Consider the following 16,026-nt stretch of genomic DNA (forward strand, 5'->3'; position numbering starts at 1 on the left):
AAAAGCGAGGCAAGCATGGACAAAGAGCACAAGGCCAGTATTGACGGGGATCAATGGGCGCAGTGCCTGCGGGATCACGGGTGGCTTTGGGATGCCGCTGTGGGTGAGGCTTCGGCGACTCTCATCCTCGCCCATGGTGCGGGGGCGCCGATGGACAGTGAGTGGATGACGGATATGGCTGGGCGCCTTGCCGGGCTGGGTGTGAACGTGTTGCGGTTTGAGTTTCCTTATATGGCGCAGCGGCGGGTTGATGGCGGCAAACGTCCGCCGAATCCGGCGCCGAAGTTGCTCGAATGTTGGCGTGAGGTTTATGGCTTGGTGCGACTTCATGTCGCTGGGGTTTTGGCGGTTGGCGGGAAGTCGATGGGGGGGCGGATGGCCAGTCTCCTGGCTGATGAGTTGGGGGCTGATGCGTTGGTTTGCTTGGGTTATCCGTTTTATGCGGTTGGGAAACCGGAGAAGCCTCGGGTTGAGCATTTGGCTTCTTTGCGGACTCGGACGTTGATTGTTCAGGGGGAGCGGGATGCGCTTGGCAATCGGGACGCTGTCGAGGCTTACGATCTATCGCCGAGTATTGAGGTGTTTTGGTTGGCCTCCGGGGATCATGATTTGAAGCCGCTCAAGGTTTCCGGGTTTACGCATGAGCAGCATTTGGCTAGCGCCGCGCAGAAAGTGGCTGCGTTTCTCAAGCACTGATCGAGATTTTGAACCGCATGGAGATCTGCTCCCTTTTCCCCTAGTCCTCTTGGGGGAGAGGGCTAGGGCGGGCAAAGAACGGGCACATCCTTTAGGTTTGATGGAGATGGACAATTTTTGGCTTTTTGGTCAAGCGCTATGGTTCACCGGTGCGAATTCCGCCTTGACGAAGTACGTTTTTTCTTCAATTCCGAGGTTTTCTATTCCCGCCTGTGCACCAGCTTCCATCAGTTTTACCTTGACTGACAGTTCAAAGTCCTTGCTTGAAGAGAATGACGTGCTTTCTTTGATTTCGAGCGATGCTGTAAGGCACCCACCTACTTCGCGAGCAAATACGACCGCTTTCCAGGATGGTTCGTATGACAGCCAGAAAAACTTCTCACGATCGACTTGGCTGTCTGCATTCCAAGGCCTGCCGGATAGCAAGAATTCACGTGTATCTAGTGTGTCAATATCGTTTTCAGTTTTACCCGTGTAGCTGACGTCACCACCACCCATCGGGCCGAGTTGTACCGATGCTTCTGCAGTGACGGCGTTACGGGATTTGTCCGAAGCCTTTTTGGTAATGCTGATTTTTGTCGCGCCGAGATGGACTAACAACTTGATCAACTCTGACTCGCGCTCCTCCAGGAGAATTGCATCGTAGCTGTCACTTGGGATGTAGAGGTTTCCGTGATCTGGAGTTGAGTGTTCGGACAATGGGTGTCTGCGGTAGGCCTTGCCAACGACGGGGTGCCCAGGCTGGAAGCGGTAGCCTGCTTCTCTGGCTTGGCTGCGGGACAACGAATGATGTTGTACGTAGGTCGCGAGCAGACGTGCTTCTTCTGTTATGGCTGGTAAAGCGGGAACGACTGGTTCCTCGGATACCGCATTGCGATCTTTAGCCGCGATCGCTGCACTAATACCTGCGGTACCGGCGACACCTGCAGCCGCTGTGGCAACTATCAGAGAGAGTGGTAGGAAGGGGATGAACATCGAGGCCGCCGTTGTGGCCGCAGCTATAGCTGCTCCTGTATACGCGGGTTTCGCAGATAATAGCGGTGAGCTTTGACCCGAGAGGGTGAAATTTGGCGAGTAATCAGTGTCATCTTTTTCTGAGTTGATCGACGCGAACTGGTCTTCGACTATGTAGATAAGATCTAGCATTGATAACGCTCCTTGTAGGCCAGACTCTTGATTGCCGAGCCTTGATTTTTCATCGTTTCGTTGTCGCTCAAGCGAGTTTCAATCCATTTATTTCGGCTTGGCACGGCGAATCTTGATGTTGGTATCGTCAGAAATTGGTGTTTGCAACTCTAAAGAATGTGATGGGGCGGGATTTTAGCGTTTAAGGCTCACAATTTTTGTATTCACGAGTCTGCGTGAGGCCAAGCACTCAATGCACCGAGATCAAGCTTCTAAAATTGACATCTTGAGACAAATACAGGAGCAAAACAGATATGGGTTTAGGGAGCGCTGATGCTTACATCAGTATGGTTTCAGGTCTTGTAGGAGCAGGTATTGGCGGGTGGTTTACGTTGAGAGGCGCGACCAAAGCACATGGATTGGCTTTGAAGAAGGAGGAAGCTGCGGACTGGGAGAGGATGATCACGACGTTAATGCTGTTGCGCACCGAGATTGCTGGTTCGTGGGAGTTGTTCCATGAAGAATGCGGCGAAGAGTTGTTGAGGCAACCTGAGGGCTCGCCGTTCTTGAACATCTTGCCAATCGGCGCTAATCCTTTCCCTATCTACGACTCGGGGCCGCCTGCCCTCAATCTTCTGCCGCGAGACCTGGCTAAGGATGTCGTCCACTTTTATATGCGGGCAAAGGGGTTGATCGCCGCGATCGAGATGAACAATCGCGATTACGAGCAAGTCCTTCAACATGCTCGATTACGCTTGCTCAGCCATGCGGAGCATGCCCACAAGAATGATGAAGAGTTCTCGGATAACGATCACGATGAAGTTTTTAACTATGGCAGGGGATTCATGGCCGGCCAGCTAGGCATGGGCGATACCGCTGACTCAATCAGATCGCTTGTGCAGGAGCTGGAACCTATCGTGCAGCGCATTACGAAGGAAGTCGATGAGCTTTTCACGCCGGGTATCAATCAACATAAACGGGCGAGCTGAAGGCACTTCCATCGCATGATGCGGTTTGGTGAAGGTGGTTTTGGCTGTTGGCTAAGGAGGATGTAAGCGCAACTTTGCGAGCGTGTTTAAAGTACACGAACCGTTACGCCATAAGGGCTACAACATCTTGCGTCGTTGCCTACGCGTACGCCAGAATCCGCCGGCTTACGCGGCTGTAGGGCGGGCTATATCGTTTCCCTGTCACTGAAAAACAGTGATGGGGTTTGGTAGCCCGTCTCAAATTGTCGTTGTAGCGACACCCTAGATGCCGTCTCTTTTTTGGGTATGGCTTTGTATGGTGGGCATGCGTGGGGCTCCTCTGTGAGCGCCGGGTTTCCCGATTTGACCGGTCTACCAACCCGCGCATGGCCGCCACCCGCCGTTTGGTAGCGAGGATGATGGCTCCTATTTTTCAAATTGGAGCTCTATCTATGTTCAAAGCCACACCAAACCCGCCAGAAAAGCGTGCGAAACGCTGTCATCGGCTAGTGAGATGGCCCGGGATATTGGTGCCGCAACCGACAGTTCTGCGTTGGTCAGCAGCAAGAAGCCTTATGCGGCGATTACTCATTTCGGCGGGGACAAAACGGAGTTTCCGCGTCTGTGGGGAGAAATCCCTAGCCGGCCGTTCTTGCCGATGGACACCGAGGAAGTCATCCAGCCTGAAGCGGAGTAAGCATCCATCATCTGTAAAAAAATGCTCGCCTGTAATCCTCTCAGGTGGTCAATGGCATCGTTGCAGCTGCGGTGCCTTGAACCAAGCGACGGTTTATAAATTGTTCAGATGCCAGAATGCTCAATATCCGCGCTCGTAAAAGTCATCAATATCGCATTCGAGTTCACCACCGATCACCTTCGTATTCTTCGTAGTGACTTTTACTGTCTCGATCTTGTGAACGATCAGAGATTCAGGAACGTACTGAATTCCTGGCTCTGCTGGCTCGCCGAAAAGAGAAGTCCACCCATTTTCATTAGGAACAGGTGGTAATAGCTCAGTAGAGATCACGTGCGAGAAAAGAACTATGTTGCGTCCGTTGTCATGCTTTGCTTGAGCAGACGCAAAAATCACCCCGTCAAAGTTAGGCGAATGCTGAGTAGCAAGGTATTCGGCGATCACTTGAGTTTTGAGGTATTCGTGTTCTTGGTCCGGTACCACGGGATGGCTAATGACGCCGTGGAAGTCCTTGAGGAACTGACGCCGTTCAACCTTTCGAATGAATTCCGGATCGAAATAGCTAATGACGGTCCTATCGTAAGCGTCCTCCAACGCAGTGAAATCCAATACGCGAGCGTCCTTGGTCAGCCTGAACTCACCACTGATGACTTTTCCACCAACCGGGGGCCGCAGCTCCGCAATACATGTCTCACGCTCGAAAGCGCCGTAAAACACTGGAACCCCGGCTGGGCTCATACGGCCAGTCGGTGCCAATTCCTTAGGTGGCGCCGCGAGCTGATTTGCAGGATCTCCGATGATTTTCTGGCTTTCATCTTTAGGCGGCGTACAGTCGCGAGCGCGGTAGATCGGTTCGCATTCATCTGGAGTTAGAGTGCGCACGACACCTGGCCCGAATCCCCACACGTGGTAAGAATCGATGCCATCAAACAACCACTCTAAAAATCTCTTCGCCTTCTCATTGAAGAAACGTCTTTTGTGCATCAACTCACTTTGGAACTGAATCCAGTTGAGTTCCGTTTCAAAGGGGACAATCGTCTTACGACTGTAGTTTTCATGGTCAAAAAAGCTTTCGTCACCTGGTGATTGACCCACAAATTTGTCCATCACGAGATCGATTAGTGGATCGTCTTCATCCTCGAGTCGCAGGATCTCCGTGACAAAATAGTTAAGTGGGTCACCACTCTGTTCGGTGTGGCTGATCCGGTCGTTTTCGATATCCCAGATATCGTGGTAGTCCCCAATCTCGACTGTATTACTAAGAATTTTGGCGACTTCGTTGGCTAGCGACTCGAGTTCGATGGAAAGTTGATTCTTGCCGCAGGTTAAGCATTCGCCTTTCTCGCCAGCGTTGATAATCATCTGTTGTAAAAAACTATCGCCCACGCACTCAAAGCAGATCGGTTCTAGCAGCTCGTCCATGTCTTTCCCCAAATATCTTTAGCTTTATCGCCTAGAGGCGCTACCGGATAATCGCACTGGCAGTGCGATGGACCAAAGCACTTTCACTTCATGCCTGTTCTTGCCGATTGATGCCGTGGGCGTCATCCAGTCCGAAGCAGGGTAAGCGATCCTTTAGCTGGCTCTGCATCAACTCCAAAAAAACGCACGCATCCCTCTGAGGCCGCTAGCCTTCATTGCGACTCCGCTTCACCATTTCCACGCATGGAAGGCTGTTGTAAAGGCTTTATAGGCTCATTAGCCTTTCCTGATGTGTGGCGCGCACAAAGGAACCATCGCAGTGACCCAGATGAATAAGCTTGAGCAAGAGGTGGTTTATCTTTCCGCCGTAAATGAGTTGCTCCGATCTATGGTGAATTACGAACTGATTACGTTGGGCGGAGAGGGAACCCGTGACAGTGTCCAATTCAAATCGATGACGCATCAGCAGTATTTCTTCATCGCACTGGTCGACTTTTTATCGCCAACCGATAAAGACGCCCCTGTTCCGTCCATCCCTTATCTGGGAGCGCTAAGGGCCATCAGCAATGCTCCAAGCTTCTCTGAAAATGATTCTGTCGTCGGATTGAAAGACTCCGTTGCAGCCTTCACGGAATGGCTTCATGCCGAGATTGCGGTAGACCATTGGTTGCCTTCCATCAATCTCCAAGTCGAAATTCATATTCCCAGACTTTTACTGCTGAAAATTGTGGGGAATCTTTCAAAGCACAATTCTCTGCGCTCAGTATCAGTGGCTCGGGAGCTGCAGGGGCTGCTGCAAAAGGCTGGGGAGACCACGGAGCTTTACCAAGCAATGCTTGTTCAAGAAGAGATGTTTGAGAACTTTCATGACAATGTTTGTGCGCGTGAAGTAAGCACAATCGTAGAGTTTTTAAATGGAGTGCTATGGGGAATTCAAAACTATTTGAAGCCGCAATACTCCAGAAGCTATGTCCCAGGAGCCGGTGGTTCGCCCTACTATAAGTTTCAACACCCCAACGAGATTGCACATCCGTACGCGAAAACCTGCTATTGGAATTTAATGAACCAGGTACGCTCTGGCCCGATTTTAGACCCGTTTACGGTGACCGAAATTCTCAGAGATGAACGTTGAGTCCTTTCAAGCCACTCTTTAAACCCGATTAAAAGTCCTGGGCCTTCGACTGGCTTCGGCTGTGCACGTCGGGGTTCCTTCGCTCCGGGATTCATCCGGGCCATCGCCAACGGTATGCCTGTTTTCTGTGCGTAAACGTAATTCCGAGACGGCGTTTAAAGTACACGAACCGTTACGCCATAAGGGCTACAACACCTTGCGTCGTTGCCTACGCGTACGCCAGAATCCGCCGGCTTACGCGGCTATGGGGTGGGCTATATCGTTTCCCTGTCACTGAAAAAACAGTGATCGGGTTTGGTAGCCCGTCTGTAATAGCTGTATGGCAACACCGTATGCCGTCCCTTTTGGGGGCTCTGTTTTATGGTGGTCATGCGTGGGGCTCATTCGTGAGCGCCGGGTTCCTATTGCAGCCGGTCTACCAACCCGCGTATGGCCGCCACCCATCGTTTGGTAGCGTGGGTGATGGCTCCTTGAAGTCTGCGATAGGAGTTACACGTATGTTCAAAGCCACACCAAAGCCGCCAGATACCGATTCAATCCCCTACGACGCCGCACTCGAAGCCGAAAACATAAAATCGGTAACCGAGCGGGCGATCAATCATTACCTCGATCCTGGGGCGCAGAAGACGTCCAAGCCATCGCGCAAGCCCGGCAGGATTTATCTGGTCAATCCAACGATGGATGACGAAACGCTACTGGTCGAAGCGTGCGAAACGCTGTCGTCGGCCAGTGACATGGCCCGGGACATCGGCAACACCGTCGATCCATCGCAGCGCAAGGCGATGCAGATACTGCAGCAGGTCATCATGCTGAGTGAGCTGCTGGTCAATCGTGTGCTGGATAACCATCACGTCTCGCGGTAGTTGCGGCCTCGGTGAGGGGCTTGCCCCTCACTGCCTGGCAGCCGTCTATAAAAATCCTCAAGCGACTCTTTCCGGAGTTCCAGCTGATGTCCAAGACCGTCATTCCCCCGTTAGAAGATCCGGTGTCCCCGTACGAATTTCCCGATTCAAGAAAACTCCACGACGCGGCCGAACGCGCCCTCGACTATTACCTGACACCCGCAGCCCAGATCATGGCCACGCCCTACACCCCAAACGACATGTTCATGGTCAACCCGCAAACCGACACGGAGTCCCTGCTGGCCAACGCCTGCGAATCCCTCGCGTCAGCCACGGTCATGCTCGGTGACTTTGCCGGCCTGCTGGAAGGGCCGAACCGCAAGACCCTATTGGGCATTGCGCAAGTGGTGATGTTGGGCGAGTTGGCGGTGAATCAGGCGTTGGATAACCTCGTGCCAAAGGAGTAAGTAACAAGGCAAAAAAAAACCGGAAGCTCTCGCTATCCGGTTTTTTTGTATTGCAGAACAATCAGCGGTTAAACCGCTCCACCAACGAATACTGCGTATTAGCCGTCTTCGTCAGTTCTTCACTCAGCAACGCCGAGTTATGCGCCTGCTCGGACGTCTGGTCCGCCAGTTCCGAGATGTTGCTGATGTTGCGGCTGATTTCTTCAGCCACGGCACTTTGCTCTTCGGTCGCGGCGGCGATCTGGGTGGTCATGTCGGTGATGTTGGCCACCGCTTCGCTGATGCCCACCAGGGCCTGGTCTGCTTCCAGAACCCGTGCCACGCCTTCTTCCGCCTGGCGATGGCCGGCTTCCATGGTTTGTACGGCGCTGGTGGCGGTCTGCTGCAACTTGGCGATCAGGGCGTGGATCTGGCCGGTGGACTCGCTGGTGCGTTGTGCCAGTTGGCGGACTTCGTCGGCAACCACGGCAAAACCACGACCCATCTCGCCGGCACGCGCGGCTTCAATCGCAGCGTTGAGCGCGAGCAGGTTGGTCTGGTCGGCGATGCCTTTGATCACGTCGACCACGCCGCCGATTTCGTCGCTGTCCTTGGCCAGCTGGGTGACGGTCAGGCCGGTTTCGCCGACCACGACCGACAAACGCTGGATGGCTTCACGGGTTTCGCCGGCGATGTCGCGACCGCGACCGGTCAGGCGATTGGCTTCCTGAGTCGCGTCGGCGGTGCGCTGGACGTGGCTGGCCACTTCTTGCGTGGTGGCGGCCATCTGGTTGACGGCGGTGGCGACCTGTTCGGTTTCCACGCGCTGACGTTCCAGGCCGCTGGAGCTGTTGTGTGCCAGGGCGTCGGACTGCTTGGCCTGATCGGTCAGGTGCTCGGCGGTGTCCTGCAGACGGGTCAGGCAGGTTTTCAGGCGCGCCTCCTGGCTGAGGATCGACATCTCCAGACGCGCCTGGGCGCCACGGCTGTCGGTGTACATCTGCGCGATCAACGGGTCGGAGGTGGTCTGCTCGGCCAGACGCAGCAGGCGCTTGAGCCCGCGTTGTTGCCATTGCAGGCCCAGCAGGCCCAGCGGCACCGACAGACCGGCGGCGAGGGCGAAGCCCCACTGCGAGTTCAGGGTGGCGCCGATCATGAAGCTCAACTGGCTGACCAGAATGAACGGCAGCCAGTCCTGCACGATCGGCAGCCATTTGTCGCTCGAAGGAATCGCCGACTTGCCCTGGTTGATGCGTTGGTAGAGCGCTTCGGCACGGCGGATCTGTTCGGCGGTGGGTTTGACCCGCACCGACTCGTAACCGACCACCTGATTGCCATCGAACACCGGCGTTACATAGGCGTTCACCCAGTAATGATCACCGGTCTTGCAGCGATTCTTGACAATGCCCATCCATGGCAAGCCTTGTTTCAGTGTGCCCCACATGTGCGAAAACACCGCCGCCGGGACGTCGGGGTGACGAACCAGGTTGTGCGGCGCACGGATCAGTTCTTCACGCGAGAACCCGCTGATTTCGACGAAAGCGTCGTTGCAGTAGGTGATCACGCCCTTGGCGTCGGTTGTGGAAATCAACCGTTGCTGAGCCGGGAAAGTCCGTTCGCGTTGTGTAATGGGCTGGTTGTTACGCATGGTTTTTCAATCCGCAAGGCTTTGAAAGGTTGTCGGCGGTATCGGCCATTTATTGAAATTTTTTTTCATTTATAAGTACGGCGTCGCAAAACGGCCTTGCTTCAACCCGCCAGCATCGGATAGGTGAACAGGCCGAAATGCAGCAGGTTCAGGCCAAAGTGCGTGGCGATCGCCGCACCGAGCCCACCAAAACGGTACGCCAGACCATAGCCGACACCCGCCAGGCTTGCCAGTAACACCCATGGCCACCCGGCGCCCACATGCACCAGACCGAACAGCAGGGACGCCAGCAGCAGCGCGAGGTTTTCGCCGTAGGGCAGGTGTTTGAAACGCCGGCTCAGGCCGCCCTGTATATAGCCGCGAAACAGCGCTTCTTCGACCAGCGTCACCAGCAGCAGATTGTTCAGCACCCACAGCCAGGCCTGATCCGGCCATTTCGGTGCCCAGGTGATCATGCCCAGCAACACCGCGCCGCCCAGCGCCAGAATCACGCTCAACGTCAAAGCCAATGCGGTGGCGTACACAGTCAGGCGCAACGAGCGTCGCGCGACGATCCACGGGCAAACCAGTAGCAGCCAGAAGCCAATCAGCGGTTTGTCGAGGTTCAAGTACATCGAGAACGGCACGGCGTTATCGGTGAAGCGCTGCGGCTCGATGGCCCGGCCATTATGGAAGCCCGGCAGCCAGTGCATCGCCAGCGCCAGGGCCAGCACGACAAACAGGCCATGGCCGAGAAAACGCCCGACCGGCACGGTCTGCTGGCGCACGGCGTAACCGGCGAAAACCAGCAGTGCGATGGAGATCAGCGCCAGCCAGCCGAGCTGGCCGAAACTCGACGCCAATCCGTAACCAAGGCTGAGAAGCCCGAGATAGAGCCATGGCAGAGCGGTCATGGAAAGTCCTTGTGCACGATTTGTGGACAGGCTTTCTACACGGGTGAGGGCGAGGGGACAAGTGAAGGTGTAGGGGGAAACCGGGACGCGGGCACTGTGGGGTGGGTTCCCACAGTGCGAGTGTTTGGCAGATCAGCGCAGGTTGAGTTTCGCCGCAGCACGCTCGGTGATTTCAGTGCGCAACTTCAGCGAAGGTGCCGCGCGCTTGCGAGCCTCATCGACAATCCCGCTCGGCGCTGTCTGCGGGCTACCCGAATCAAATGGCGGCGCCGGCGCATATTCGAGCTGCAACTGCACCAGTTGCGCCGTGTCGACACCGACCAGTTCCTGCGCGAGGGTCAGAGCAAAATCGATCCCGGCCGTGATGCCACCCCCGGTAAACAGATTGCCGTCGCGCACCACCCGATCCTTCACCGGGATCGCGCCCAGTGTCGGCAGCAGTTCGTGATAAGCCCAATGCGTGGTCGCCCGTTTGCCCTGCAACAGGCCCGCCGCGCCAAGCACCAGTGAACCGGTGCACACCGACGTCACGTACCGCGCCTGCGCAGCTTGCGCCTTGATGAAGGCCAGTGTCTGCTCATCTTCCATCAACGGCCCGACTCCGGCGCCGCCGGGCACGCAGATCACATCCAGAGCCGGGCAGTCCTCGAAGGTAGTGGTCGGTTTGAGCACCAGCCCGGTGCTGGCGGTAACCGGCACCAGATCCTTCCAGACCAGATGCACCTGTACGTCCGGCAACGAGGCCAGTACGTCATACGGGCCGGTCAGGTCGAGTTGCTGCACCTGGGGAAACAACAGAAAACCGATCTGCAACGCCATGGTTCTTCTCCGTGAAAAGGGGGTAGACGGCTTCACTGTAGGCGCGTAGGTTTTGGCGCATACGCCAATCAGCCCACGAATTACGCCAAATGCCGAAAACCATCCACGTCCTCGCGTTCGCCAATGTGCAGTTGCTCGATGTCACCGGGCCGTTGCAGGTCTTCGCCTCGGCCAATGACATCGCCCGCCAGCAGGGTTTGTCGGCGCCTTATGCGCCAACGGTGATTGCCAGCGGCGGCGGGGCAGTCAACTCTTCGGCCGGGTTGGCGATGCTGGCCGAACCGCTGCCGCAGCAGCCCAGCGATACGCTGATCATCGCCGGCGGCTGGGGCGTCTACGCCGCTGCCGAAGACGCTGAATTGGTGAGTTGGGTGCGTGAACATGCAAGCGGCTGCCGGCGCGTGGCTTCGGTCTGCACCGGCGCATTTCTGCTGGCCGCCAGCGGCTGGCTCGACGGTCGCCGGGTGGTCACCCACTGGACCCGCTGCGAGCAACTGGCGCAGCAGCACCCGCAATTGCAGGTCGAGCCCAATCCGATCTTCATCAACGACGGCCCGGTCTGGACCTCGGCGGGCGTCACCGCCGGCATCGACCTGGCACTGGCCATGGTCGAAGACGACCTCGGGCGCGACATGGCCCTGGACGTCGCCCGGCAACTGGTGGTGTTCCTCAAACGCCCGGGCGGGCAGTCGCAATTCAGCGTGACACTGTCGCTGCAAAAACAGGGCAACCGCTTCGATGAGTTACACGCGTGGATTGCCGAACACTTGACTTGCGATCTGGGCATTCCGACCCTCGCCGAACAGGCCGGCATGAGCGAACGCAGCTTCGTACGCCACTACCGCGCCGACACCGGCCAGACCCCGGCCCGGGCCATCGAACTGATCCGCGTTGAAACCGCCCGCCGGTTGCTGAGCGACACCGGTTTGCCGATCAAACGGGTCGCGGCCAATTGTGGCTTTGGCAGTGAAGAGACGTTGCGTCGCAGTTTTCTGCGAGCCATGGGTGTAACGCCGCAGGCTTATCGGGAGCGTTTTTCGGTCAGCGCTGGAGCAGATCCAGTAATGCCTTGAGCGTTTCGCCCGGTGCTTCCTCGGGAATGTTATGCCCGACACCCGCCAGCACTCGCCGCTCATAAGGACCGGTGAAGTGATGGGCATCTTCATCGTCTTCTGGCGCCGGGCCGACGCCATCATCGGCACCGCACAGCGATATCGTCGGAACGCCGATCGCCGGTTGTTTCTCCAGCGCCTGCTCCATCCCTTCCAGCGCCGGATCACCCGGCGCATACATGAATCGATGGCGATAAGAGTGAATCACCACCTCGACGAAATCCGGGTTGTCGAACGCCGGTGCGCTCAGCGGATAACGCTCGGCGTTCCTCGCCCAGGTCGGCGACCATAACTGCCAGAGCAATTCGCACAGCGCCCGCCGATTCTGCCTCAGCCCTTCAACACCACGGGGCGTGTGGAAGTAATACTGATACCAAAAGCGATGCTCGCTCTGCGGATCCAGCGGCCGGACCGAATTCGGAATGTCCTGCAGGTTGTAGCCATCGCCCGTCACCAACCCGCGCACCCGCTCAGGGAACAGCGCTGCCACAATGCACGCCGCCCGACCACCCCAGTCGTAACCGCACAACGTCGCCTGCTCGATACCCAGCGCATCCATCAGCTCCAGCAGATCCTGAGCCAGCGCTGCTTGCTGACCGGAGCGCAGCGTGTCCGGGCTGTTGAAACGGGTCGGCCCGTAACCGCGCAGGTACGGCACGATTACCCGGTAGCCCATTGCAGCGAGGGGTGGGGCGATTTCGTCGTAGGCACGGGGGGAATAGGGGAAACCGTGGAGGAGGATGACTGGTGTGCCGTTTTCCGGGCCGTGATGTTCATAGCCGATGGTCAGACTTGGGGTTTGCCTGAATTGGATTTCGGCATCGGTCATGGAAAGTCTCCTTACACCTCGGCTTCCGCCACCTGATTGAAATACTTACTGCGATCCGGGGTAAACGTCACCACCATTTTCGTCCGCGAGCAGGTCATGACTCGCTCTGCACCCAGATCAATATCCAGATCTTCCCCGCGCAACCCTTGCCACTGGGCGAGGTATTTCAGCGATCCATACTTTTCATTCTTCTTCAGGCTGCGACTCACGCCACCTTTCCAGCCCAGTACCGGTAATTCGTCGGCGCGGCAGCGTTGGGCGAGGTCGGGGAAGCGGATGGCGCGCTGGCGGCCGATTTCCCAGCATTTGATCAGGCCCTTGTCGGCGGCTTCCCACAGTTCGTCGCGCTTGAGGCCCGTGCGCAGTGGGGTGTCGATCTGGCGGTGGATGCGTTGGCTCATTCTGGTTCCTTGAATCGGGTTTTTATTGGACAGCTCCGCTGTGCCCGTTGCGGTGGATGGTAGGGGGGGATGTAACAGCTGGCAACAAGGTATTTCGGGGTGTAAGTGCGAGTTGCGGGCCAAGCGTTACACGGGGTTGGCAGGTTTTTGCAGGTCGCGCCTTCAACAAGTTGTATCGAAAGGAATCGATTGTGTGGGCCAGCCCTTCAACCGCAAGGCTTGGGACTGTTTGCCGTTCGTAGGTGGCCATCCTACAAACGGCGATTGGAGTTGAGATTTTTCTTACAGGCTCTATCGAAAAAGGACGACTACGGCTGCCAGTAATTCTTCTCCCCGCTCAACTTGCGGTCGAGAAAACTCGCCGCGCTGATCAGCGCCAGATGGGTCAACGCCTGTGGAGTATTGCCCAGATGCCGGCCACGGTTGTCGAATTCCTCGGCGTACAGCCCCAGCGGATTGGCGTAACGCAGCAGTTGCTCGAATTCCAGATGGGCCTTTTCCACTTGTCCGGCTCGAGCCAGACACTCGACGTACCAGAACGAGCACGCGGCAAAGGCGCCCTCGGTGCCAGACAATCCGTCAATGCCGGCATCGTCGTTGCGATAGCGGTAAACCATGCCGTCACGCACCAGATTTTTTTCGATGGCCTCCAGCGTCGCCAGCCACTTCGGATCCTTGGCGCTGACGAAACGCACCAGTGGCATCAGCAACATCGAGCCATCCAGCGCGGTGCCGCCCTGGTATTGCACGAAATGTCCGCGCTCTGCGTTCCAGAAGTTGTCCCAGATATCGGCGTGAATGGCCTGACGGGTCTGGTCCCAGCGGGCGAAGGGCGCCGGCAGCGAGCGTTTCGAGGCCAGGCGGATTGCCCGGTCCAGCGCCACCCAGCACATCAGCCGGGAGTGCAGGAAGTGATGTTGCTCCCCGCGCATTTCCCAGATGCCTACGTCCTTGGTCTGCCAGGTCTCACAGACCTGATCGACCACTTCCATCACATGTTTCCAGCCTTCGTGGGAAATCGCGTCGCCGTACTTGTTAACCAGATAAACGGCGTCCATCAGTTCGCCGAAGATATCCAGTTGAATCTGGTCGTACGCGCCATTGCCGATCCGCACCGGTTTCGCGCCGCCATGCCCGGACAAATGCGTGAGTTCGGTTTCCGGCAGCTCCTGGCGGCCGTCGATGGCGTACAGGATGTTGAGTTTCATCGGCTGGCCTCTGCAATCGCTGACCCGCCCGCGCAGCCAGCGCATGTAGGCGTTGGCTTCGTCGACAAAGCCCAGGCGCATGAAGGCGTAGACCGTGAACGAGGCGTCGCGGATCCAGGTGTAGCGATAGTCCCAGTTGCGTTCGCCGCCGGCTGTTTCCGGCAGACCGAAGGTGGCGGCGGCGAGGATGGCACCGTGCTGGCGTGAGGTCAGCAGCTTCAGGGCCAGGGCCGAGCGGTTGACCATTTCCCGCCAGCGACCGCGATAGTTGGATTGGCCAATCCAGTCTCGCCAGAACTTCAGCGTGCGTTCGATGCACAGCTGCGCGGCGCCTTCGGCAAAGCGCGGATCGTCGCTGGCGCCGAGCATGAATGCCGCCGTCTGATCCTGCTTGAGGGTGAATTGCCCGACTGCCGCAGCGTTATCGACGCTCAAGGCTTGATCAGAGGCGAGCCGCAGTGTCGGCTGCCCACTGGCGCTGAACAGCACATCCTGCTTATCAATGACGGCGCGGGTTTTAGCGCGGGCGTAGTCATGCCGAACCGCGCAGCGCAGATGAAACGTTGCCTGCCCGCTGACCACTCGCACCCGGCGCATCAACAGTGGCAGGGCATCGTCGTTGTCGCCGATGGGCAGCAGATCGGTGATTTCCACCACGGCGTGGTCGCTGAGCCAGCGGGTTTGCAGGACGTTGGTGTCGGGCAGGTAAATCTGTTCGCGCCGGGCATCGGGCAGGTCCGGCGCGAGCTGAAAAATCCCGGCATCGGGTGTGTCCAGCAGCGAGCAGAAGATCGACGGGCTGTCGAACTCCGGCCAGCAGAAGAAATCCACGCTGCCCTTGTCATTGACCAGCGCGGCACTGCGCATGTCGCCAATGATGCCGTGGGCGTCGATGGGGCTTTGTCGTTCGGATTGATGCTCAGCCATTGCCACGGAACTCCGGATAGAGGCTCATGCCGCCGTCGATGAACAGGGTAGTGCCGACGATGTAGTCAGAGGCATCGGAGGCGAGAAACACCACCGCGTTGGCCACGTCCTCGACATCGCCGATGCGACCGTAAGGGATGAGTTTGAGCAGGTCCTGCGCAGCGTCGCCTTCGGTGGCGTCTTTATTGATCGCCGTGCGAATCGCCCCCGGCGCGATGCCGTTGATGCGGATTCGCTGGTGGCTGACTTCCTGGGCCAGGCTCTGCATCAACTGATCGACGCCGCCCTTGGACGCTGCGTAATTGACGTGCCCGGCCCAAGGGATGCGCTGGTGCACCGAACTCATGTGGATGATCTTGCCGGCGGCCCATGACACGCCTTCGCGCACGCCCTGGCGAATGAAGATCCGCAGCGCAGCCCGGGCGCAGAGGAACTGGCCGGTGAGGTTGACGCCGATCACCGCGTTCCAGTCGGCCAGCGACATATCCACCGCCGCCGCGTCTTTTTGCAGGCCGGAATTGGCCACCAGAATGTCCAGTGTGCCGAAGGCGTCGAGGGTCTGCTGGAACAGCCGCTCAACGTCTTCTTCCTTCGAAACGTCGGCGCCGATGGCGATGGCCTGGCCACCGTCGGCGACGATCTGCCGGGCCAACGCTTCGGCGGGCTCGGCCTGACGGTTGTAGTTGATGACCACGGCAGCACCGGCGGCGGCCAGGGCTTTGGCGGCGCCGTGGCCGATGCCGGAACTGGCGCCGGTGACCAGTGCCACCTGACGGGCGAGGGAAATCTGCATGAACGGTCGCGCCTTATGCGGGGGATCTGATCTGCTGACCGGCATCCTTGAGTCAGAGTTCAGCGTGAATG

General features: G+C 57.6%; 16 protein-coding genes. 7 read left to right on the plus strand and 9 right to left on the minus strand.

The features are described 5' to 3' along the window. The first annotated feature begins 15 nt into the window (after positions 1-15). Positions 16-696, plus strand: a complete 681-nt coding sequence (locus tag L6D81_RS22625; RefSeq protein WP_236181997.1) for an alpha/beta family hydrolase — start codon at positions 16-18, stop codon at positions 694-696. Between the two features lie 129 nt (positions 697-825). On the opposite strand, the gene L6D81_RS22630 is transcribed toward L6D81_RS22625, so the two are convergent. Further along, on the minus strand, positions 826-1,842 hold the full coding sequence (locus L6D81_RS22630) for a hypothetical protein (protein WP_236181998.1): 1,017 nt from the start codon (positions 1,840-1,842) through the stop codon (positions 826-828). A gap of 293 nt (positions 1,843-2,135) precedes the next feature. On the opposite strand from L6D81_RS22630, the gene L6D81_RS22635 reads away from it, so the two are divergent. Both L6D81_RS22635 and L6D81_RS22640 read left to right on the plus strand, forming a co-directional pair. After that, positions 2,136-2,810: a hypothetical protein gene (locus L6D81_RS22635; protein WP_236181999.1), complete on the plus strand. Its 675-nt coding sequence runs from the start codon at positions 2,136-2,138 to the stop codon at positions 2,808-2,810. 493 nt (positions 2,811-3,303) lie between these two features. Next, complete coding sequence (locus L6D81_RS22640; protein ID WP_236182000.1) at positions 3,304-3,486, plus strand: phage virion morphogenesis protein; 183 nt, start codon at positions 3,304-3,306, stop codon at positions 3,484-3,486. A 120-nt stretch (positions 3,487-3,606) separates the two neighbouring features. Here the strand turns inward: L6D81_RS22640 and L6D81_RS22645 are convergent, their stop codons facing one another. Beyond that, positions 3,607-4,905, minus strand: coding sequence for an RES family NAD+ phosphorylase (locus L6D81_RS22645; protein WP_236182001.1), 1,299 nt, complete (start codon positions 4,903-4,905; stop codon positions 3,607-3,609). A gap of 328 nt (positions 4,906-5,233) precedes the next feature. On the opposite strand from L6D81_RS22645, the gene L6D81_RS22650 reads away from it, so the two are divergent. The 3 genes from L6D81_RS22650 (at position 5,234) to L6D81_RS22660 (ending at position 7,346) form a co-directional block, all read left to right on the plus strand. Beyond that, complete coding sequence (locus tag L6D81_RS22650) at positions 5,234-6,037, plus strand: hypothetical protein (RefSeq protein ID WP_236182018.1); 804 nt, start codon at positions 5,234-5,236, stop codon at positions 6,035-6,037. A gap of 497 nt (positions 6,038-6,534) precedes the next feature. Then, positions 6,535-6,900 (plus strand): DUF6124 family protein, encoded by a 366-nt coding sequence (locus L6D81_RS22655; protein ID WP_236182002.1) that lies wholly within the window; start codon positions 6,535-6,537, stop codon positions 6,898-6,900. An 86-nt stretch (positions 6,901-6,986) separates the two neighbouring features. Then, complete coding sequence (locus L6D81_RS22660; RefSeq protein WP_011333296.1) at positions 6,987-7,346, plus strand: DUF6124 family protein; 360 nt, start codon at positions 6,987-6,989, stop codon at positions 7,344-7,346. A 61-nt stretch (positions 7,347-7,407) separates the two neighbouring features. Here the strand turns inward: L6D81_RS22660 and L6D81_RS22665 are convergent, their stop codons facing one another. The 3 genes from L6D81_RS22665 to inhA all read right to left on the minus strand — a co-directional run bounded on the left by L6D81_RS22665 (position 7,408) and on the right by inhA (position 10,685). Further along, positions 7,408-8,973: a methyl-accepting chemotaxis protein gene (locus L6D81_RS22665; RefSeq protein ID WP_085655232.1), complete on the minus strand. Its 1,566-nt coding sequence runs from the start codon at positions 8,971-8,973 to the stop codon at positions 7,408-7,410. A 101-nt stretch (positions 8,974-9,074) separates the two neighbouring features. Continuing rightward, the gene (locus L6D81_RS22670; RefSeq protein ID WP_236182003.1) at positions 9,075-9,866 is read right to left on the minus strand and encodes a CPBP family intramembrane glutamic endopeptidase; all 792 of its coding nucleotides are present in this window, start codon (positions 9,864-9,866) and stop codon (positions 9,075-9,077) included. Between the two features lie 132 nt (positions 9,867-9,998). Continuing rightward, positions 9,999-10,685: an isonitrile hydratase gene (inhA, locus tag L6D81_RS22675; protein ID WP_236182004.1), complete on the minus strand. Its 687-nt coding sequence runs from the start codon at positions 10,683-10,685 to the stop codon at positions 9,999-10,001. Positions 10,686-10,774: 89 nt separating this feature from the next. Between inhA and L6D81_RS22680 the strand changes: the two genes are divergently transcribed. Beyond that, positions 10,775-11,758 (plus strand): GlxA family transcriptional regulator, encoded by a 984-nt coding sequence (locus L6D81_RS22680; protein ID WP_236182005.1) that lies wholly within the window; start codon positions 10,775-10,777, stop codon positions 11,756-11,758. Here the strand turns inward: L6D81_RS22680 and L6D81_RS22685 are convergent. From L6D81_RS22685 to L6D81_RS22700, 4 genes are all read right to left on the minus strand, one after another. Beyond that, positions 11,727-12,626, minus strand: coding sequence for an alpha/beta fold hydrolase (locus tag L6D81_RS22685; RefSeq protein WP_236182006.1), 900 nt, complete (start codon positions 12,624-12,626; stop codon positions 11,727-11,729). The two genes, L6D81_RS22680 and L6D81_RS22685, sit on opposite strands and share 32 nt — an antisense overlap. 11 nt (positions 12,627-12,637) lie before the next feature. Then, positions 12,638-13,027 carry a hypothetical protein gene (locus tag L6D81_RS22690; protein WP_236182007.1) on the minus strand — a complete coding sequence of 130 codons (390 nt, stop codon included), beginning with the start codon at positions 13,025-13,027 and terminating at the stop codon, positions 12,638-12,640. Between the two features lie 308 nt (positions 13,028-13,335). Beyond that, the gene (locus L6D81_RS22695) at positions 13,336-15,162 is read right to left on the minus strand and encodes a glycoside hydrolase family 15 protein (protein ID WP_236182008.1); all 1,827 of its coding nucleotides are present in this window, start codon (positions 15,160-15,162) and stop codon (positions 13,336-13,338) included. Then, positions 15,155-15,955, minus strand: coding sequence for a glucose 1-dehydrogenase (locus L6D81_RS22700; protein ID WP_236182009.1), 801 nt, complete (start codon positions 15,953-15,955; stop codon positions 15,155-15,157). The genes L6D81_RS22695 and L6D81_RS22700 overlap by 8 nt, the downstream gene beginning before the upstream one ends. Between the last annotated feature and the right edge of the window lie 71 nt (positions 15,956-16,026).

It is taken from the genome of Pseudomonas sputi, assembly GCF_021603585.1.
In the GTDB taxonomy this organism is placed as follows: domain Bacteria; phylum Pseudomonadota; class Gammaproteobacteria; order Pseudomonadales; family Pseudomonadaceae; genus Aquipseudomonas; species Aquipseudomonas sputi.